This is a genomic window from Pseudomonas sp. 2848 (assembly GCF_003253945.1).
Classification (GTDB): Bacteria; Pseudomonadota; Gammaproteobacteria; order Pseudomonadales; family Pseudomonadaceae; genus Aquipseudomonas.
The window spans coordinates 251,631-272,168 of the sequence record NZ_QKZD01000006.1 but is presented as its reverse complement, the minus strand read 5'-3'; the positions used below and the strand labels follow the sequence as shown (position 1 = coordinate 272,168).

The following is a 20,538-nucleotide window of genomic DNA, read 5'->3' as shown; positions in this document are numbered from 1 at the left end:
GGGATGGGGTCTGCTGCGCTGCCCAATCGCCGGCAAGCCGGCTCCCACACAAGCAGTTGTGGGAGCCGGCTTGCCGGCGATGGGCCGCAAAGCGGCCCCGAGGGCGTTACAGGCTTGGCAGGACGCCCGCCGGCAGCAGCCCGGTCAACGTGCCTTTGGCCAGCAACGCGGCAGCCGCCTCGATATCCGGCGAGAAGAAGCGGTCGCGGTCATAGTGCGGCACTTCGCGACGCAGCGCCTGGCGCGCCTGTTCCAGCTTGGCGGAGGTCTTCAGGCCCTTGCGCAGGTCCAGGCCCTGGCAGGCGCCCAACCATTCGATGGCCAGCACGCCACGGGTGTTCTCGGCCATTTCCCACAGGCGCTTGCCGGCGGCCGGGGCCATCGAGACATGGTCTTCCTGGTTGGCGGAGGTCGGCAGGCTGTCGACGCTGTGCGGGTGCGACAGTGCCTTGTTCTCGCTGGCCAGGGCGGCTGCGGTGACCTGGGCGATCATGAAGCCGGAGTTCACACCACCGTTTTCCACCAGGAACGGCGGCAGCTGGGACATGTGTTTGTCCATCATCAGCGAGATGCGGCGCTCGCTCAGCGAGCCGATCTCGGCAATGGCCAGGGCCAGGTTGTCGGCGGCCATGGCCACCGGCTCGGCGTGGAAGTTGCCACCGGAGATCACGTCACCCTCGGCGGCGAACACCAGCGGGTTGTCCGACACGGCGTTGGCTTCGATGCCCAGCACTTCGGCGGCCTGGCGGATCTGGGTCAGGCAGGCACCCATGACTTGCGGCTGGCAGCGCAGCGAGTACGGGTCCTGGACCTTGTCGCAGTTTTTGTGCGACAGCGAGACTTCGCTGGAATCACCCAGCAGGTCGCGGAAGCAGGCGGCGGTATCGATCTGGCCACGCTGACCGCGCACTTCATGGATGCGCGCATCGAACGGCGAGCGCGAACCCAGCGCCGCCTCGACGCTCAGGCCGCCACAGGCGATGGCCGCGGCGTACAGGTCTTCGGCCTGGAACAGGCCACGCAGGGCGTAGGCGGTGGAGGCCTGGGTGCCGTTGAGCAGTGCCAGGCCCTCTTTCGCGGCCAGGGTCAGTGGCTCCAGGCCGGCGACGGCCAGGGCTTCGGTGGCCGGCAACCATTGGCCCTTATAGCGGGCCTTGCCCTCGCCCAGCAGCACCAGCGACATGTGCGCCAGCGGCGCGAGGTCGCCGGAGGCGCCGACCGAACCTTTCAGCGGGATGTGTGGGTAGACTTCGGCGTTGACCAGGCCGATCAGCGCATCGATGACTTTGCGGCGAATGCCGGAGAAGCCACGACTGAGGCTGTTGATCTTGAGCACCATGATCAGCCGCACCAGGTCGTCGTCCAGTGGCGCGCCGATACCGGCGGCGTGGGACAGCACCAGCGAGCGCTGCAGGTTTTCCAAATCGTGGCTGGCGATGCGGGTCGAGGCCAGCAGGCCGAAACCGGTGTTGATGCCATAGGCGGTACGGTCTTCGGCGATGATCTGCTCGACGCAGGCGACGCTGGCGTCGATGGCGGGCGCGGCGCTGGCATCGAGCTGCAGGCGCACGGGCGCGGCGTGGACGGCGCGCAGTTGGGCCAGGGTCAGGGTGCCGGGCTTGAGGGTCAATTCGGTCACTTCGCTACTCCAATCGCGGGGGCCATGGCCCCCTTCTTGTTGTTCAGTATCACCCGTGAAGGGTGCGATCCAAAGCGCGGCGATCAGCCGGTGATCATCGGCAGGTCCAGGCCCTGCTCCTTGGCGCAGTCGATGGCGATCTGGTAGCCGGCGTCGGCGTGGCGCATCACGCCGGTGCCCGGGTCGTTGGTCAGTACGCGGGCGATACGCTCGGCGGCTTCATCGGTACCGTCGCAGACGATGACCATGCCCGAATGCTGGGAGAAGCCCATGCCTACGCCACCGCCGTGGTGCAGCGAAACCCAGGTGGCGCCGCCTGCGGTATTGAGCAGGGCGTTGAGTAGCGGCCAGTCGGAGACAGCGTCGGAGCCGTCGCGCATGGCTTCGGTTTCACGGTTGGGGCTGGACACCGAGCCCGAGTCCAGGTGGTCGCGGCCGATGACGACCGGCGCCGACAGCTCGCCGCTGCGCACCATTTCGTTGAATGCCATGCCCAGCTTGGCGCGCAGGCCCAGGCCAACCCAGCAGATGCGCGCCGGCAGGCCCTGGAAGCTGATGCGCTCGCGGGCCATGTCCAGCCAGCGGTGCAGGTGGGCGTCGTCGGGGATCAGTTCCTTGACCTTGGCGTCGGTCTTGTAGATGTCCTCGGCGTCACCGGACAGCGCAGCCCAGCGGAACGGGCCGACACCGCGGCAGAACAGCGGGCGGATATACGCCGGAACGAAGCCCGGGAAGTCAAAGGCGTTGGCAACGCCCTCTTCCTTGGCCATCTGACGAATGTTGTTGCCGTAGTCGAAGGTCGGGATGCCCTGCTTCTGGAAGTCGAGCATGGCCTTGACGTGCACGGCCATGGATTGCTTGGCGGCTTTCACCACAGCAGCCGGGTCGGTCTGCGCGCGGTCGCGGTACTGCTCCCAGGTCCAGCCAGCCGGCAGGTAGCCGTTGAGCGGGTCGTGGGCGCTAGTCTGGTCGGTGACCATGTCCGGGCGCACGCCACGCTTGACCAGCTCTGGCAGGATTTCGGCGGCGTTGCCGTGCAGGGCGATGGAGATGGCTTTGCCTTCGGCGGTGTACTTGGCGATGCGGGCCAGGGCGTCGTCCAGGTCAGTGGCCTGCTCGTCGACGTAGCGGGTCTCGAGGCGGAAGTCGATGCGGCTCTGCTGGCACTCGATGTTCAGCGAGCAGGCGCCAGCAAGTGTTGCCGCCAGTGGCTGGGCGCCGCCCATGCCGCCCAGGCCCGCGGTCAGTACCCACTTGCCCTTGAGGCTGCCGTTGTAGTGCTGGCGGCCGGCCTCGACGAAGGTTTCATAGGTGCCCTGGACGATGCCCTGGCTGCCGATGTAGATCCAGCTGCCGGCGGTCATCTGGCCGTACATGGCCAGGCCCTTGGCATCCAGTTCGTTGAAGTGTTCCCAGTTGGCCCAGTGCGGTACCAGGTTGGAGTTGGCGATCAGCACGCGCGGGGCATTGCTGTGGGTCTTGAACACGCCGACCGGCTTGCCCGACTGCACCAGCAGGGTTTCGTCGTCTTCCAGGCGGGTCAGGGTTTCGACGATCTTGTCGTAGCACTCCCAGTTGCGCGCGGCGCGGCCGATGCCGCCGTACACCACCAGCTCCTTCGGGTTTTCGGCGACCTGCGGGTCGAGGTTGTTCATCAGCATGCGCAGCGGGGCTTCGGTCAGCCAGCTCTTGGCGGTCAGCTTGTTGCCACGCGGGGCACGGATTTCTACGTCACGGTACTTGTTGTTGTCAGTCACGGGGATGTCCTCTGCGGTCGTCCGACGGCATGTGTGTGTCGTGGTGACTATACAAACACACCTTTACTTGTATGTACAAGCATAGGCAACCAAAAAAGAGTGACCATTCCTCGGATGAAAAACGAAAAAGGGGCCGCTACGCGCCCCATCGCTGGCAAGCCAGCTCCCACAGGGTTCACTTGGCCCATGTGGGAGCTGGCTTGCCAGCGATGGGCTGCATAGCAGCCCCCTTTCAGCGATGACAGATCAGTGTGAAATCAGCTCGATCAGGCAGAACCGCCCCTGTACATCCATTTCCAGCAACCCTTCATTGCCATCGACCCGCAGACAGTCATAGCGCCCAAGCTGCTGCGTCTCCTCCCCAGCCAGCCCCACCTCGACATGAGTGCTGGCGGCAAACAGCAACAGCGTCGACGCCGAGCTGAAGAGCCGGCTACTGCCATCGAACCACTGCAACCGCGCCCGATACCGCTGCGGCGCATAGATCAGGTTGAAATCGCGAATCGCCCCGCCCAACAGCTTGCAGCTCACCTGGCTTTCGCCACTGAAGGCGAACGCATCGAACGGCAGCAACGGCCGGCTGGCCTGGCCATCGACCAACAGGCGCATGCCATCGCCCTGCAATACGGTGATGATCCGCTGGTACCCGGTGAAGCTGGAAAAACCACCGGACTCCTCGATATCCGCGATCGACAGGCGCCAGCCGAAACCGTCCAGGCTGTCGCCTGCGTCGCGGGTGATCTCTTCGGTGAAACCGCCACCGTTCTTCCAGGGCATGCGCGGGTAGTCCTGGGCACGCAACAGCTGCAACTGGGTCATTTGCTGAATCGTCCTTCCAGACGGTGACGGGAACCGGGGTGAATCAAGCGCGCAGCGGTGACCGGCTGGCGCCCCGACCAGGTGCGACGGCGGATCAACAGGCACGGCTCGCCCCGCTCGATCTGCAGTAGTTTGCATTCTTCAGGCTCGGCGAGGATCGCCTCGACCACGTGCTCGCCTTCAGTGAGCGGCGCCACTTGCGACAAGTAGGCGTAGGGCGTCTGCCGGGTGAAATCCTGTTTCAGGTAGTCGGGCGCAATCGCCGCGTTGACATAGCGGTCCTCAATCTGCACCGGCACGCCATTTTCGTAATGCACGATCAGCGAGTGGAAGACCCGCTGGCCTTCGCGCATGTCCAGTGCCAGGGCGCGCTCGGAGCCGGCGGCTTCCTCGGCGAGTTTGATCACCTGGCAGCTATGCTGGTGGCCACGGCCGGCGATCTCGTCGGCGATGTTGTTGACCTCGAACAGCGCCGAGCGGCTCTTGGGCTCGGCGACGAAGGTACCGACGCCCTGCATGCGCACCAGCAGGCCTTCGGCGGTGAGTTCGCGCAGGGCGCGGTTGATGGTCATGCGGCTGAAGCCCAGCTCGCTGACCAGTTCGCTTTCCGATGGCACCCGGTGATGAGGCGGCCAGCTGCCGCTCTCGATCTGCTGGATGATCATCTGTTTCACCCGGGCGTAGAGCGGCGCCGGCCCTTCGCCCATCTGGGCAACCAGCGCGGAGACAGGAAGTGTCGGCACGGCGTTGAATCCTTGTGCGGTTGGAGTGAACGGTAGCTTGCCGGAGTTTACCCGGCAGGCAAACGGCTGTATATGTATATACAAGTTAACAATAACAGGATTTCACCGATGCCCGCCTACTTCGCCGAACGCGCCCTGCTCCCTTCGGGCTGGGCCCGCAATGTCCGCCTGGAGGTCGCCGCCGACGGTCGACTGGCCGCGATCATGGCCGATGCCGACGCCGAGGGCGCCGAGCGCCTGGGCGGGCCGCTGCTGCCGGGCATGCCCAACCTGCACTCGCACGCATTCCAGCGGGCCATGGCAGGGCTGGCGGAAGTGGCCGGCAATCCCAACGACAGCTTCTGGACCTGGCGCGAGCTGATGTACCGCCTGGTCGGCCGCATCACGCCGGAGCAACTGCAGGTCATCGCGCGCCAGTTGTATATCGAGATGCTCAAGGCCGGCTACACCTCGGTGGCCGAGTTCCATTATGTACACCATGACCAGAACGGCCAGGCCTATGCCGACCCTGCCGAGTTGTCGCGGCGCATCAGCGCCGCCGCCGCCGCCAGCGGCATCGGCCTGACCTTGCTGCCGGTGCTATACAGCCATGCCGGATTCGGCGGCCAGGCGCCCAATGACGGGCAACGGCGCTTCATCAACTCAACCGAACAATACCTGCAACTGCAACAGCAGCTAGCACCATTGCTGACACAACAGCCGGCGCAGGCACTGGGACTGTGCTTCCACTCGCTGCGCGCCGTGACACCGGGGCAGATCGCCGATGTGCTCGGTGCCAGCGACAAATCCTGCCCGATCCATATCCACATTGCCGAGCAACAGAAGGAAGTCGATGACTGCCTGGCCTGGAGCGGCCGCCGTCCGCTGCAATGGCTGTACGAGCATGTCGATGTCGATCAGCGCTGGTGCCTGGTCCACGCTACCCACGCCGAAGCCGACGAAGTCGCCGCCATGGCCCGCAGTGGCGCGGTGGCCGGATTGTGCCTGACCACCGAGGCGAACCTGGGTGACGGCATCTTCCCGGCGGTGGACTACCTGGCCCAGGGCGGGCGCATGGGTATCGGCTCGGACAGCCATGTGTCTTTGAGCGTGGTCGAGGAACTGCGCTGGCTGGAGTATGGCCAGCGCCTGCGTGACCAGCGGCGCAATCGCCTGTATCGCGCCGATCAGCCGATGGTTGGTCGAACCTTGTACGACGCCGCGCTGCTGGGCGGTGCCCAGGCGCTGGGGCAGCCGATCGGCGAACTGGCCGTGGGCAAGCGGGCGGACTGGCTGGTACTGGACGGGCAGGATCCGTATCTGGCCGTGGCCGACGGCGATGCCATTCTCAACCGCTGGTTGTTCGCGGGTTCTGATCGCCAGGTACGCGATGTGATGGTCAACGGGCAGTGGGTTGTGCGCCAAGGGCGGCATGAACAGGAGGAGCAAAGCGCGGCAGCGTTTGTACAAGTGCTGCGTCAGTTGCTGGACTGACAGTCGAAACATCGCGGGGCCCGCCCCCACAGGTAATGTGGGGAGCGGGTTTGCCCCGCGATGGCGTCCTCAATGCCGGGCGACGATGCTCTTGTCGGGCGTGCGCCAGATCAGGCGGCTGGTATCAAAGCCCTGCTGCCGCGCCTTGGCCAGCAGGTTTTCACGCTCCCACGCCGGCAACGAAGGCGTACGCGAAAGAATCCACAGGTACTTGCGGTCCGGGCTGCCGACAATCGCCGTGCGATAGCGCTCGTCGACGAACAGGATCCAGTAGTCCCCCTTGGCCACCCCGGGCACCAGGCGGGTGAACCAATTGTCGAACTCCACCCACAGCTTGTCGGTATGCCCCGCCTGCTGCGGCGTCGCATGGCCCTCGGCACGCAGCCATTCATCACCCAGGGTACGGCAACGGTTCAGCACGCCGACCGTGCCATCGGGCTTGAGGTTGTAATGGGCCTCGGACTGGGCGCAACCGTCCTGGTACTTCATTGGCAGGCGCGCCAGCTCGAACCATTTGCCTTGGTAACGCTTGAGGTCGACCGCACCTGCGGTCTTCGGCGCCAGCGGGTCGGTGGCCAAGGTGGCGCAGCCACCGAGCAGCATCACCAGGCACACGCCTAGCAGCAGGTGCAGGTGCCTCATTTGAGGCCCTGCCCGGAATACATCAGGACCTTGTCCGCCGCGTACTGCACGCTGATGAAGCTCTTCTCGTCCCCCCAGGTGCAACTGCTCATGCCTAGCGCACCAGAGCACTCCGTGGGCGTGCCGAGCAACTGCTCGACCTCGGCCTTGTTCATGCCAGCCTTGAGCTTGGAATAGTTTTCCTGGTTGATCTTGCTGCAGGCGGTCAGGACGACGCACAAGGACAACAAGGCGAGGGAACGCAACGACATGAAGGGACACTCCTGGAGATGGATACACAGGCACGAGGGCCTGCAGGGAGCTTAGAAGGGAAAAAGGCTCCTCGGTTCCCTGGCCGACGAGGTTTCGTTGTGCACCGTTGGTCGCCTGGCGCGCAAACGATTAATGTTTTATCCCTGCGCGTCGACATAGAGCGGTGGTGTGGCCTTTTGCCGCACCCCTCCCCTTCGTGCCCGTGCGCAGATTCCAAGAAAAATGACCAAGAACCTCAAGTTCAGCCACAAGATCCTGCTGGCCGCCGCCCTGGTGGTGGCAGTCGCCTTCACTTGCTTCGTCCTGTTCAACGACTACCGACAGCGTCAGTCACTGCGTAGCGACACCGAGTCGACCCTGCAATCGCTGGGCAACCTCACCGCCGGCAACATCCGCACCTGGCTCGACAGCCGCATCCAGCTGGTGAACTCGGTGGCCCAGCAGATTGCCGTCGACGGCCCCGCCAAGAGCAGCCTCGAGCGCATCCTGGCGCTGCCAGTGTATGGCGGCAACTTCATCCTCACCTACTTCGGCGGCCAGGACGGCAGCATGCAGTCGGTGCCGGTGGGCAACCGCGCCGCCGACTACGACCCGCGCGTGCGCGGCTGGTACAAGGCGGCCAGCACCGCGGGCCAAACCATCGTCACCGAACCGTACATCTCGGCATCGGCCGGCAAGCTGGTCATTACCCTGGCCACTCCGGTGCAACAGGGCGGGCGCATGATCGGCGTCAGCGGTGTCGACACCGATCTGCAGACCATCAGCAACCTGATCAACACCCTGGACTTCGGCGGCCACGGGCACGCCTTCATCGTCAACGGCGAGGGCAAGGTGCTCATCCACCCCAAGGGCGAACTGGCGCTCAAGCCCCTGGCGGAAGTCTACCCTGGCAGTAACCTGCGCATCGGCAGCGGCCTGAAGGAAGTGGAGGTCGAGGGTCGCAAACAGTTCATCAGCTTCACCCACGTCGACGGCGTGCCGTCGGCGGACTGGTACGTGGCCCTGGTGCTGGACCAGGACGCAGCTTTCGCCATGCTCGGCGAACTGCGCACTTCGGCCGTGGTGGCGACACTGATCGCGGTGGTGGTGATCATCGCCCTGCTCGGCTTGCTGATCCGCGTGCTGATGGAACCGCTGCACGTCATGGGCCGCGCCATGCGCGACATCGCCGAGGGCGAAGGCGACCTGACCCGGCGCCTGGCCATCCACGCCCAGGACGAGTTCGGCAGCCTGGCGCAGTCGTTCAACCGCTTCGTCGAGCGGATCCACGAATCGATCCGCGAAGTGGCCTCGGCCACCGGCCAGGTGAATGCCGTGGCCGGTCAGGTGGTGAGCGCCTCGAATGCCTCGATCCACAACGCCGACCAGCAGTCCAGCCGCACCAGCAGTGTCGCCGCGGCGATCAACCAGCTCGGCGCCGCCGCCCAGGAGATCGCCCAGAACGCCGCCCTCGCTTCGCAGCACTCCAGCGCCGCCCGCGGCCTGGCTGAAGAGGGCCAGCAGGTGGTGGGCGAAACCATCGACGTGATGAATCAGTTGTCGGCGCGCATCAGTGATGCCAGCGGCAACATCGAAACGCTGAACAACCACACGGCCAACATCGGCCAGATCCTCGATGTGATCAGCGGCATTTCGCAGCAGACCAACCTGTTGGCGCTCAACGCGGCCATCGAGGCAGCCCGTGCCGGCGAAGCCGGGCGTGGTTTCGCGGTGGTGGCCGACGAGGTGCGCAACCTGGCACACCGCACCCAGGACTCGGCACAGCAGGTGCAGCGCCTGATCGAGGAGCTGCAGGCCGGAGCCCAGGTGGCCGTGAGCACCATGAACCAGAGCCAGCAACACAGCGACCGCAGCGTCGGCATCGCCAACCAGGCCGGCGAACGCCTGGGCAGCGTCACCCAGCGCATCGGCGAAATCGACGGCATGAACCAGTCGGTGGCCACCGCCACCGAAGAACAGACGGCCGTGGTCGAGTCGATCAATGTCGACATCACCGAGATCAATACGCTGAATCAGGAAGGGGTGCAGAACCTGCAGAGCACCTTGCGTGCCTGCACCGACCTGGAGCATCAGGTCGAGCGGTTGAAGCACCTGGTGGGTAGTTTCAGGATCTGAGATGGCTGGGGCCGCTTCGCGGCCCCACTGGCACTAGAACCTGGACCCAGGCTCCAGCAAGAAGTCCATCTCTTCACTGGTGCTCGGGCGGTTCAGCACCAGGTTGCGGTGCGGGAAGCGCCCGAAGCGGGCGATCACCCGCTGGTGCTGCTCGGCATAGTCGAGGAAGCCTTCGAACAACCGACGGTTGGCCTCGGGCTGCTCGTCCAGCAAGGTCTGGTAACGCTCGACGCACAGGTTTTGCCAGTCCAGCACCTCGGCGTGCTCCAGTACCAGCAGCACGAACACCCGCTGGATCGGCAGCAGCTGGTAGTCCCAGCCCTTCTGCAACCCCTGCATGGCCACTACCTGGGCACGCCGGTCACCCTCGAAGGCACGCGGCGTGTCGCGATAGATCATGCGCGGCAGCTGATCCAGCAGCAGCACCAGACCGAGCCAGCCCTGGGGGCTCTGCTGCCACTCGTCGAGCCCGCCCGCCAGGGCTTGCTCGACCAGGTCGCCGAACAGCGCCTGGGCATCGACGTCGTGATGCTTGCCGAACCACAGCGTGTTCTTCTCGTCAGCCACGGCCTGGGCACTTGTGCCCCAACCGAACCACCACTCCAGCAACGGCTGCCAAGGTGCGAGCATGACTTACTCCTTGTGGTAGGCGGTGACGCGCTCGACCTCTTCCTTCGAGCCGAGGATCACCGACACACGCTGGTGCAGGCTCTCCGGCTTGATGTCGAGGATACGCTCGTAACCGTTGGTGGAGGCGCCGCCTGCCTGTTCGATGATGAACGACATCGGGTTGGCTTCGTACATCAGGCGCAGCTTGCCCGGCTTGCTCGGCTCGCGGGCATCGCGTGGGTACATGAACAGGCCGCCACGGGTCAGGATGCGATGCACATCGGCCACCATGGAGGCGATCCAGCGCATGTTGTAGTTCTTTTTCAGCGGCCCGGTCTCGCCGGCCAGCAGCTCGCCCACGTAGCGTTGCACCGGGGCTTCCCAGTGGCGCTGGTTGGACATGTTGATGGCGAACTCGGCGGTGGTGGCCGGTACCTGGATGTTTTCGTGGGTCAGGACGAAGCTGCCCAGCTCGCGGTCCAGGGTGAAGCCCTTGACGCCGTTGCCCAGGGTCAGGATCAGCATGGTCTGCGGGCCGTAGATAGCGTAACCGGCGGCGACCTGCTGGGTGCCTGGCTGCAGGAATGCATTCTCGTTCAGGGTTTCGTTCTGGCTCAGGTATTCGTTCGGGCAACGCAGCACCGAGAAGATGGTGCCGACCGAGACGTTGACGTCGATGTTCGACGAGCCGTCCAGCGGGTCAAAGACCAGCAGGTAGGCGCCTTTAGGGTACTTGCCCGGGATCTGGTAGGCATTGTCCATCTCTTCGGAGGCCATGCCGGCCAGGTGACCGCCCCACTCGTTGGCTTCGAGCAGGATGTCGTTGGAAATCACGTCGAGCTTCTTCTGCACCTCGCCCTGCACATTCTCGGTGCCCATGCTGCCCAGCACGCCGCCCAGGGCGCCCTTGGACACGTGGTGACTGATCTCCTTGCACGCACGCGCCACCACTTCGATCAGGAAGCGCAGATCGGCAGGGGTATTGTTGCTGCGGGTCTGCTCAATCAGATAGCGACTCAGGGTAACGCGGGACATGTATGGCTCCGAAAAGGAAAGGGGGAGAAAAACCCCCGCAGTTTACAGGGAGAGTTGCAGGCTAGCGAGCAAAGAGACTCGACTGGCGGATCAGACGGCGCTTTGACCATTGAGTTCACGCAGCTGGTCGATCGGGGCTGCCGCGCAGCCCCACGCTTCAATCCAAGGCCTTCCAGATCTCGCTCGCATACTCGCGAATGGTCCGGTCAGACGAGAACCAGCCCATGCGCGCCGTGTTCAGCACTGCCACGCGCCACCAGTCCTGCGGCGCGTGCCACAACTCCTCGACCCGCCGCTGGGCGTCCCAGTAGGCATCGAAGTCGGCGCACACCAGGAAGCGGTCGTAGGCGATCAGCCCGTCCACCAAGCCGGCATAGCGCGCCGGATCATCAGGCGAGAACACCCCGCTGCGAATCGCCTGCAGCACGTCGCCCAAACGATGGGAGGCAGCGATCGCCGACGCGGCGCCAAAGTCGCCGCTGCGCTTGCGTGCCTCCACCTGCTGCGCGGTCAGGCCGAAGATGAACATGTTCTCCGCCCCCACCTGCTCGCACATCTCGACGTTGGCGCCATCGAGGGTGCCGATGGTCAACGCGCCATTGAGGCCGAACTTCATGTTGCTGGTGCCGGAGGCCTCGTAGCCGGCCGTGGAAATCTGCTCGGACAGATCCGCCGCCGGAATGATGCTCTCAGCCAGGCTGACGTTGTAGTTGGGCAGGAACACCACCTTGAGCAGGCCGCGCACCGTGGGGTCGTTATTGACCACCCGGGCAATGTCGTTGGCCAGCTTGATGATCAGCTTGGCCTGGTGGTAGCTGGCCGCCGCCTTGCCGGCGAAAATCTTCACCCGCGGCACCCAGTCAGTGCCGGGGTCGTTGCGGATGGCCTGGTACAGCGCCACCGTATGCAGCAGGTTGAGCAACTGGCGCTTGTACTCGTGGATGCGCTTGACCTGCACGTCGAACAGCGCCTCCGGGTTGACCGTCACGCCCAACCTGTCCTGGATAATGCTGGCCAGGGCGCGCTTGCTGTGCAGGCGCTGGGCGGCGAACTGCTTGCGGAAGGTGGCCTTGTCGGCGAAGGACGCCAGTGCCTTGAGCTTGCCTTCCGGGTCATCCAGCACCTCCGGCCCCAGCGCTTCGATCAGCATCGCCGTGAGCGGCGGGTTGGCCTGGTACAGCCAACGGCGGAAGGTGATGCCGTTGGTCTTGTTGTTGATTCGCTGCGGGTAAAGCTTGTGCAGCTCGGCGAACACCGTGCTTTTCATCAGCTTGCTGTGCAGCGCCGAGACGCCGTTGACGCTGTGCGAGCCGAGGAACGCGAGGTTGCCCATGCGTACCCGGCGGCCATTGTCCTCCTCGATCAACGACACCGCGCGCAGCACGTCGAAGTCGTGCAGGCCTTTGGCCCGCAGTGCGTCGATATGGTAGGCGTTGATCAGGTAGATGATCTGCATGTGCCGCGGCAGCATGCGCTCCATCAATGCCACCGGCCAGGTTTCCAGGGCTTCGGGCAACAAGGTGTGGTTGGTGTAGGCCAGGGTGCCGACGGTCAGCGCCCACGCTTTGTCCCAGGGGATTTCGTGCTGGTCGACCAGCAGGCGCATCAGCTCGGCCACGGCAATCGACGGGTGGGTGTCGTTGAGCTGGATGGCCGCGGCATCCGGCAGGTTGAGCAGGTCCTTGTGCATGTTCAGGTGGCGTCGCAGCAGGTCCTGCAGCGACGCCGAAACGAAGAAGTACTCCTGGCGCAGGCGCAGCTCCTGGCCAGCCTCGGTGCTGTCGGCCGGGTACAACACTCGCGAGATGCTTTCGGCGCGGGCCACCTCGGCCACCGCGCCCAGGTGGTCACCAGCATTGAAGCGCTCCAGGTGCAGCTCCTCCAGCGCCCGGGCACGCCACAGGCGCAGGGTATTGACGCTGGAGCCGCGCCAGCCGACCACCGGCGTGTCATAGGCCACCGCCCGCACCGTCTCGCCCGGCCACCAGACCTGACGTTGCTGGCCATTGCCTTCCTGCACGGTCTCGACGCTGCCGCCGAAACTGATCGGATAGATCACCTCGGCCCGCTCGAACTCCCAGGGGTTACCAAAGTCCAGCCAGTTCTCGGTCTGCTCCTGCTGCCAGCCATCGACCACCGCCTGGCGGAACAACCCGTGCTCGTAGCGAATGCCATAGCCATGGGCGGCAATACCCAGGGTCGACATGCTCTCCATGAAGCACGCCGCCAGGCGCCCGAGGCCACCGTTGCCCAGCGCCGCATCGGGCTCGAGCAGGCGGATGCGCTCCAGGTCGACGTCCAGGCCTTCGAGGGCCTCGCGGGCGATCTCCAGGTAACCCAGATTGCTCAGGCTGTCGTACAGCAGGCGGCCGATGAGAAACTCGAGGGAGAGGTAATACACCCGTTTCTGGCTACGGCGGTAGGCCTGGCGAGTGTGATCCATCCAGTGGTCGACCATATGGTCGCGGGCAGCCAGGGCAATGGCCTCGAACCAGTCGTGATCAAAGGCGTGTTCCGGATCCTTGCCAACGGCGTAGGTCAGCTTGGCCAGCACGGCGGCGCGGAACGCGGCCACCTCATCGGGATGAGCTTTGGCCTCACGGGCCTTGTTTTCCTGGGACATGCGGCATCCTCGGGCAAGTAGGCGAAAGCGCAGGGAGAGTGTTCAGCCTAGACGCTCTGACACACAGCGACAGCGAGCGTTCGCGGTTTTCATCAACCACCAGGGGAATCGGGCAAAAGGTTGTTCACAAATTGAACAACTCCGGTATGATCGCGCGCCCCAAGACCGTGATTCACCCCATAACCATGAAAACGACCCTGATCGCCGCCGCCGAAGTCGACCGCCTGGAGACCTGGCAGCGCTATGCCAGCCATATGTGTGCTGGCTGCCACTCGACCTGTTGCACCCTGCCGGTGGAGGTGAAGATCAAGGATCTGATCCGCATTGGCGTGGTGGATGAATTCGAGAAAGACGAACCACCAAAGAACGTGGCCAAGCGCCTGCAGAAGGAAGGCATCATCGAGCGCTTCAACCAGAAGTCGGGGATCTTCACCCTGACCCGGATGAGCAACGATGACTGCATGTACCTGGATCGCAAGAGCCGCCTGTGCACCATCTACGACAAGCGCCCGGATACCTGCCGCAACCACCCCAAGGTCGGGCCGCGGCCGGGGTATTGCGCGTACAAGCCCAAGATGGTCGGGCGCTGAGACTGCGCCACGCCTGAAATGCTGGGGCTGCAAAGCGGCCTGTATTTCTGAAGGCAAACAAAAACGCCCCCGGCCTTTCGACCGGGGGCGTTTTCATTCAGCCTGAGCTAACTCAGTTCTTGGCTTTCTTGGCAGCGCGGGTACGCTCGCCTTCGTCCAGAATCTTCTTGCGCAGACGGATCGACTTCGGCGTGACTTCGCACAGCTCGTCGTCCTGGATGAACTCCAGAGCCTGTTCCAGGGTGTGGCGAACCGGCGGCACCAGGGCGATGACTTCGTCCTTGCCCGAAGCACGCATGTTGTCGAGCTTCTTGCCTTTGGTCGGGTTTACGCCCAGGTCGTTGTCGCGGCTGTTCAGGCCGATGATCTGACCGTTGTAGATCTCCTGGCCGTGCTCGACGAACAGCTTGCCGCGCGCCTGCAGGGTTTCCAGCGAGTAGGTCAGTGCCTTGCCGGTCTCGACCGAAACCAGTACGCCGTTCAGGCGGCCGGACATCTGGCCCGACTTCATGGTGTCGTAGCGATCGAAGATCGAGGTCAGGATGCCTGCACCGTTGGTCAGGGTCAGGAACTGGTTACGGAAACCGATCAGACCACGGGCTGGAATGTTGTATTCCAGGCGAACACGGCCCTTGCCATCCGGCACCATGTTGGTCAGGTCGCCTTTACGCAGACCCATTTCTTCCATGACCTTGCCCTGGGATTCTTCAGGGATGTCGATGGTGACGTTCTCGAACGGCTCCTGCTTGACGCCGTCGACTTCGCGGATGATCACTTCAGGACGGCCTACGGCCATCTCGAAGCCTTCACGGCGCATGGTTTCGATCAGAACGGACAGGTGCAGCTCACCACGGCCCGATACCTTGAACTTGTCAGGGGAGTCGGTTTCCTGGACGCGCAGGGCAACGTTGTACAGCAGCTCTTTGTCCAGACGGTCCTTGATGTTACGGCTGGTGACGAACTTGCCTTCCTTGCCGCAGAACGGCGAGTCGTTGACCTGGAAGGTCATCGAGACGGTTGGCTCGTCGACGGTCAGCGGCTTCATCGCTTCTACCGCGTCCGGGGCGCACAGGGTGTCGGAGATGAACAGCTCGTCGAAACCGCTGATGCAGACGATGTCGCCAGCCTGGGCTTCTTCGACGTCGACGCGGTGCAGGCCGTGGTGGCCCATCAGCTTCAGAATACGGCCGTTACGCTTCTTGCCGTCGACATCGATGGCAACAACCGGGGTGTTCGGCTTGATGCGGCCACGGGCGATACGGCCAACACCGATAACACCGAGGAAGCTGTTGTAGTCCAGTGCCGAGATCTGCATCTGGAACGAACCTTCACGGTCAACGTCCGGCGCCGGTACGTTGTCGACGATCGACTGGTACAGGGCGGTCATGTCTTCGCCCATGGCGGTGTGGTCCAGACCGGCGATGCCGTTCAGGGCCGAGGCGTAGACGACTTTGAAGTCCAGCTGTTCGTCGGTGGCACCGAGGTTGTCGAACAGGTCGAAGATCTGGTCCAGAACCCAGTCAGGACGCGCGCCCGGACGGTCGACCTTGTTGATCACGACGATTGGCTTGAGGCCAGCTTCGAAGGCCTTCTTGGTCACGAAGCGGGTTTGCGGCATCGGGCCGTCCTGGGCGTCGACCAGCAGCAGCACGGAGTCGACCATCGACATTACACGCTCAACCTCGCCACCGAAGTCGGCGTGACCGGGGGTGTCGACGATGTTGATGTGGTAGCCGTTCCAGTTGATGGCGGTGTTTTTCGCCAGAATGGTAATGCCGCGCTCTTTTTCCTGGTCGTTGGAGTCCATGACGCGCTCGTCGTTGAGCTCGTTACGCTCCAGGGTGCCGGACTGGCGCAGGAGTTTGTCGACCAGGGTGGTTTTACCATGGTCAACGTGGGCGATGATGGCGATGTTACGCAGATTTTCGATCACAACTGTATCTCGATCAGAGGATTCGGTTGCCGCCAGTGTAGGCGGCCAATATGTACGGTTTACGGCTCAGCGGGCCCGGTGGTCGGGAGGGCGATGGCGGATGCTGCCGCCATACAGCCCTGGCGTCTTATGTCGGACGATAAACACGCACATTGGCATGTCCCTCACTGAGCAGGTGGTGTGCGTGCAGACGGCTCATCACACCCTTGTCGCAATACAGCAAGTACTGGCGCGTGGGGTCCAGCTGCTTGAACTTGCTGTTGATGGCGTAGAACGGCATGGCCTGGACTTCGATGCCTTCCAGCACCAGAGGTTCGTCCTCCTGGGCGTCGGGGTGACGAATGTCGATGACGATCTGGCCTGGCAGTGCCTCGGCCACTTCCTCGATTTCGATGTCCTTGCCCAGTTCGTCGATCACATGGTCGATGGAGATGAACTTGGCGCGCTCCAGGGCGCGCTCCAGCACGGCCATGTCGAACTGCTTCTCTTCGTGCTCCATGCGGTGACGCTTGGCATGGGTAGTCGGGTTCACCGAGATCACGCCGCAATACTCGGGCATATGCTTGGCGAAGTCGGCGGTACCGATCTCGGTGGCCTGATCGATGATGTCCTGCTTGTGGCTGGCCAGCAGCGGGCGCAGCACCAGCTTGTCGGTGGCCGAGTCGATGATCGACAGGTTCGGCAAGGTCTGGCTCGATACCTGGGAGATCGCCTCGCCGGTGACCAGCGCGTCGATCTGCAGACGGTCGGCCATGTGCGCGGCGCCGCGCAGCATCATGCGCTTGAGGGTGACGCCCATGTAGCTGTTGTCGACCTTGTTGAGGATCTCGCCGACCACTTCCTCGAACGGCACGCTGATGAACAGCACGCGCTGGCTGCTGCCGTACTTCTTCCACAGGTAGTGGGCCACTTCCATCACGCCCAGCTCGTGGGCACGGCCACCGAGGTTGAAGAAGCAGAAATGGGTCATCAGGCCGCGACGCATCATCTGGTAGGCCGCGACGGTGGAGTCGAAGCCACCGGACATCAGTACCAGCGTCTGCTCCAGTGCGCCCAGCGGGTAGCCGCCAATGCCGTTGTGCTGATTGTGAATCACGTACAGGCGCTGGTCGCGGATCTCCATGCGCACCACGACTTCTGGCGTCTTCAGGTCGATGCCGGCGGCGCCGCACTGCTGGCGCAGCTGGCTGCCGACGTAGCGGTCGACGTCCATCGAGGTGAAATCGTGGTGGCCGCCGCGCTTGCAGCGTACCGAGAAGCGCTTGCCGGCCAGCAGGTGGCCAAAGTGGTGCTTGCACTTGGCGACGATGTCGTCGAAGTCGCCCAGTGCATACTCCTCGACCTGCAGGAAGTGGGTGATACCCGGCGTGCAGGTGAGGCGCTCGATCATTTCGCGCTGGATCTTTTCGTCCTCGACGCGGGTGACCACCTCGAGATTATCCCAGACACCATCAACCGCGAGCTCGGGATCAAGGTCCTTGAGCACGTTGCGGATGTTCTTGGCGAGCTGGCGGATGAAGCGCTTGCGCACCGGCCGGCTCTTGATGGTGATTTCTGGGAAGACTTTGACGATAAGTTTCATTGGTTTAACAGCGCGCCCAGGGCCTACCGAAAATGAGGGGCGCGAATTATAGCGGAAATTGCTCAGCTTTTGACCAACTTTTGTCCAGAAGGTTGGGATTTATGTTGCCTGCCCCGCGATGTAGCCCTGCACGCACAGGGCGCACCATAACGGTGCAACAAAGTTAAAAAACGCATCACATGAGTGCACCGCAGCCATCCAGATCATCAGCAAATGCCCAGCAACGCCTCCTTTTATCCCGTGCAGGCCATTTTCGGGCACTGGCATGCAATTTGCTCCCTTGTGAGGCAGGTAAGCTTGGCCGACTATCCGCGCCCAGCGACACCCTTATTTCCAGGGCAGCGGCCAACTGCGCCCTAGACCATCCGGAGGACAACATGTCGAAGTCGGTTCAACTCATCAAAGATCATGACGTCAAGTGGATTGATCTGCGTTTCACGGACACCAAGGGCATTCAGCATCACGTGACCATGCCGGCGCGCGATGGCCTGGACGAAGACTTCTTCGAAGTCGGCAAGATGTTCGACGGCTCCTCCATTGCTGGCTGGAAAGGCATCGAAGCCTCCGACATGATCCTGATGCCGGTCGACGAAACCGCCGTGCTGGACCCGTTCACCGAAGAACCGACCCTGATCATCACCTGCGACATCGTCGACCCGTCGAGCATGCAGGGCTACGATCGTGACCCGCGCGGCATCGCCAAGCGCGCCGAAGAGTACCTGAAGAGCACCGGCATCGGTGACACCGTGTTCGCAGGCCCAGAGCCTGAGTTCTTCATCTTCGACGAAGTGAAGTTCCACTCGGACATCTCCGGCTCGATGTTCAAGATCTTCTCCGAGCAGGGCTCGTGGATGACCGGCGCTGACGTGGAAGGCGGCAACAAAGGCCACCGTCCGGGCGTGAAAGGCGGCTACTTCCCGGTTCCGCCGTTCGACCACGACCACGAAATCCGCACCGCCATGTGCAACGCCCTGGAAGAAATGGGCCAGACCGTCGAAGTTCACCACCACGAAGTGGCGACTGCCGGCCAGAACGAAATCGGCGTCAAGTTCAACACCCTGGTGAAGAAAGCTGACGAAGTACAGGCCCTGAAATACGTCGTGCACAACGTTGCCGACGCCTATGGCCGTACCGCCACCTTCATGCCCAAGCCTCTGTACGGCGACAACGGCTCGGGCATGCACGTGCACATGTCGATCTGGAAAGACGGCAAGAACACCTTCTCTGGCGAAGGCTATGCCGGCCTGTCCGATACCGCCCTGTACTTCATCGGCGGCATCATCAAGCACGGCAAGGCCCTGAACGGCTTCACCAACCCGTCGACCAACTCCTACAAGCGTCTGGTCCCAGGTTTCGAAGCCCCGGTAATGCTGGCCTACTCGGCGCGCAACCGTTCCGCCTCGATCCGTATTCCTTACGTCGGCAGCCCGAAAGCCCGCCGTATCGAAGCACGCTTCCCGGACTCGTCGGCCAACCCGTACCTGGCCTTCGCGGCCCTGCTGATGGCAGGCCTGGACGGTATCCAGAACAAGATCCACCCAGGCGATGCCGCCGACAAGAACCTGTACGACCTGCCGCCTGAAGAGGCCAAGGAAATCCCGCAAGTCTGTGGCAGCCTGAAGGAAGCCCTGGAAGAGCTGGACAAAGGCCGTGCGTTCCTGACCAAGGGCGGCGTGTTCTCCGACGACTTCATCGATGCCTTCATCGAGCTGAAGAGCGAAGAAGAGATCAAGGTCCGCACCTTCGTGCACCCGCTGGAATACGAGCTGTACTACAGCTGCTGATCTGATCCGCGCCTCGCGTCGGTAACATCAGGACGGCCTCCTTCAGGAGGCCGTTTCCATTTTTGCATCGGCATCATCGGACTAGGCCTACAGCCGTATTTGGCAGCACTGCGACACTCGACTCTCCACCCATCCAGGAGATCGCCATGCGTACCACCCACCTCGCCTTCACTTGCTGCCTTGCACTGTCTGGTTGCAGCGCCGCGCCGCCGCCCACTTCGGACCTCGACACCTTGCTCGACGCCATCGAGCGCCGCCTTGACCTTGCCGAAGCAGTCGCCCTGCACAAATGGGACCGAGGGCAACCTGTGCAGGCCGTGGAACGCGAGCAACTGGTTCTGGCTAGTGCACGCCAGGCCGCAACCGCCTACCAACTGGACCCCGCACGCGCCGAAGCATTCTTCGCAGACCAGATCGAGGCCAGCAAACTGCTCCAGTACTACCTGCTTGACAGCTGGCACCGGGAACGGCGAGCACCCGACCTGCCTCGACGTGATCTTGGCCAAGATGTGCGCCCCACATTAGACCGCCTTCAGGCGCAACTGCTCGTGGCCCTTGCCCGGTTCGACCAGGGGGCCACGATCAAATGCCCCGGTTACCTGGCCGACGCACTGCAGCGCCGCACCCACGAAGCCACGCGACACCTCGCACTGATCCGCGCCACCGGCCAACTGTGCAAAAACGCCTGACCACCCTATGCTCCATATTGGTGCATAGCTAGGCCGAGCGCCTCGACATGCAGCCCAGTTTGGGTCGCAAGAATCGTTTAACCAAGACTTTGTGTGCCGAATTTGCGCGCACACGCGACTTTATCCGGAAATCCCGCTTCTTTTCGGAGCCTTGGTTTGGTTCTTGCATTTTCATTGCATCCTGCACGTCATCCGTGCGCGCCCCAGGTCTGGCCGGGGCGCCAAAAGAGTGCCAACAGAGGTCACCGACGCC

The 20,538-nt window shown here is 63.3% G+C and carries 17 protein-coding genes and 1 pseudogene; 6 read left to right on the top strand and 12 right to left on the bottom strand.

What is annotated here, in order from left to right; all coding sequences use genetic code 11:
- Positions 1-106 precede the first annotated feature (106 nt).
- The 4 genes from hutH to hutC all read right to left on the bottom strand — a co-directional run bounded on the left by hutH (position 107) and on the right by hutC (position 4,922).
- A complete protein-coding gene (hutH, locus tag DFS21_RS14190) occupies positions 107-1,639 on the bottom strand; it encodes a histidine ammonia-lyase (RefSeq protein ID WP_110700362.1) in 1,533 nt (510 codons plus the stop codon).
- A gap of 83 nt (positions 1,640-1,722) precedes the next feature.
- The gene (gene hutU / locus DFS21_RS14185) at positions 1,723-3,396 is read right to left on the bottom strand and encodes a urocanate hydratase (RefSeq protein WP_111532539.1); all 1,674 of its coding nucleotides are present in this window, start codon (positions 3,394-3,396) and stop codon (positions 1,723-1,725) included.
- Between the two features lie 246 nt (positions 3,397-3,642).
- Positions 3,643-4,215, bottom strand: coding sequence for a HutD family protein (locus DFS21_RS14180; protein WP_102681740.1), 573 nt, complete (start codon positions 4,213-4,215; stop codon positions 3,643-3,645).
- Entirely contained in the window at positions 4,212-4,922 is a 711-nt protein-coding gene (gene hutC, locus DFS21_RS14175; protein WP_167659468.1) for a histidine utilization repressor, read from the bottom strand. The genes DFS21_RS14180 and hutC overlap by 4 nt, the downstream gene beginning before the upstream one ends.
- A gap of 144 nt (positions 4,923-5,066) precedes the next feature.
- On the opposite strand from hutC, the gene DFS21_RS14170 reads away from it, so the two are divergent.
- Positions 5,067-6,431 carry a formimidoylglutamate deiminase gene (locus DFS21_RS14170; protein WP_110700358.1) on the top strand — a complete coding sequence of 455 codons (1,365 nt, stop codon included), beginning with the start codon at positions 5,067-5,069 and terminating at the stop codon, positions 6,429-6,431.
- A gap of 69 nt (positions 6,432-6,500) precedes the next feature.
- On the opposite strand, the gene DFS21_RS14165 is transcribed toward DFS21_RS14170, so the two are convergent.
- Positions 6,501-7,073, bottom strand: coding sequence for a lipocalin family protein (locus DFS21_RS14165; RefSeq protein ID WP_110700357.1), 573 nt, complete (start codon positions 7,071-7,073; stop codon positions 6,501-6,503).
- Positions 7,070-7,324 carry an outer membrane protein assembly factor BamE gene (gene bamE / locus DFS21_RS14160; protein ID WP_079230016.1) on the bottom strand — a complete coding sequence of 85 codons (255 nt, stop codon included), beginning with the start codon at positions 7,322-7,324 and terminating at the stop codon, positions 7,070-7,072. The genes DFS21_RS14165 and bamE overlap by 4 nt, the downstream gene beginning before the upstream one ends.
- A gap of 223 nt (positions 7,325-7,547) precedes the next feature.
- On the opposite strand from bamE, the pseudogene DFS21_RS27290 reads away from it, so the two are divergent.
- Both DFS21_RS27290 and DFS21_RS27285 read left to right on the top strand, forming a co-directional pair.
- A pseudogene (locus DFS21_RS27290) lies at positions 7,548-8,585 on the top strand (cache domain-containing protein); the annotation flags it as partial.
- A gap of 24 nt (positions 8,586-8,609) precedes the next feature.
- Positions 8,610-9,440, top strand: a complete 831-nt coding sequence (locus tag DFS21_RS27285; protein WP_371926848.1) for a methyl-accepting chemotaxis protein — start codon at positions 8,610-8,612, stop codon at positions 9,438-9,440.
- Between the two features lie 33 nt (positions 9,441-9,473).
- Here DFS21_RS27285 and DFS21_RS14150 read toward each other — a convergent pair whose 3' ends face one another.
- The 3 genes from DFS21_RS14150 to DFS21_RS14140 form a co-directional block, all read right to left on the bottom strand.
- A complete protein-coding gene (locus DFS21_RS14150; protein ID WP_110700352.1) occupies positions 9,474-10,070 on the bottom strand; it encodes a DUF924 family protein in 597 nt (198 codons plus the stop codon).
- Between the two features lie 3 nt (positions 10,071-10,073).
- A complete protein-coding gene (locus DFS21_RS14145) occupies positions 10,074-11,084 on the bottom strand; it encodes a class 1 fructose-bisphosphatase (RefSeq protein ID WP_038706942.1) in 1,011 nt (336 codons plus the stop codon).
- A 157-nt stretch (positions 11,085-11,241) separates the two neighbouring features.
- Entirely contained in the window at positions 11,242-13,707 is a 2,466-nt protein-coding gene (locus DFS21_RS14140) for a glycogen/starch/alpha-glucan phosphorylase (protein WP_111532537.1), read from the bottom strand.
- 185 nt (positions 13,708-13,892) lie between these two features.
- Between DFS21_RS14140 and DFS21_RS14135 the strand changes: the two genes are divergently transcribed.
- A complete protein-coding gene (locus tag DFS21_RS14135) occupies positions 13,893-14,297 on the top strand; it encodes a YkgJ family cysteine cluster protein (protein ID WP_111532565.1) in 405 nt (134 codons plus the stop codon).
- Positions 14,298-14,409: 112 nt separating this feature from the next.
- Here DFS21_RS14135 and typA read toward each other — a convergent pair whose 3' ends face one another.
- From typA to DFS21_RS26620, 3 genes are all read right to left on the bottom strand, one after another.
- Positions 14,410-16,230 (bottom strand): translational GTPase TypA, encoded by a 1,821-nt coding sequence (typA, locus tag DFS21_RS14130; RefSeq protein WP_046853888.1) that lies wholly within the window; start codon positions 16,228-16,230, stop codon positions 14,410-14,412.
- A 127-nt stretch (positions 16,231-16,357) separates the two neighbouring features.
- A complete protein-coding gene (thiI, locus tag DFS21_RS14125; RefSeq protein ID WP_111532536.1) occupies positions 16,358-17,812 on the bottom strand; it encodes a tRNA uracil 4-sulfurtransferase ThiI in 1,455 nt (484 codons plus the stop codon).
- Positions 17,813-17,911: 99 nt separating this feature from the next.
- On the bottom strand, positions 17,912-18,079 hold the full coding sequence (locus DFS21_RS26620) for a hypothetical protein (RefSeq protein ID WP_158539551.1): 168 nt from the start codon (positions 18,077-18,079) through the stop codon (positions 17,912-17,914).
- A 110-nt stretch (positions 18,080-18,189) separates the two neighbouring features.
- Here DFS21_RS26620 and glnA point away from each other — a divergent pair, with 110 nt between their 5' ends.
- Both glnA and aroQ read left to right on the top strand, forming a co-directional pair.
- A complete protein-coding gene (gene glnA, locus DFS21_RS14120; RefSeq protein ID WP_111532535.1) occupies positions 18,190-19,596 on the top strand; it encodes a type I glutamate--ammonia ligase in 1,407 nt (468 codons plus the stop codon).
- 146 nt (positions 19,597-19,742) lie between these two features.
- Entirely contained in the window at positions 19,743-20,285 is a 543-nt protein-coding gene (gene aroQ, locus DFS21_RS14115; RefSeq protein WP_110700346.1) for a gamma subclass chorismate mutase AroQ, read from the top strand.
- Positions 20,286-20,538: the final 253 nt, after the last annotated feature.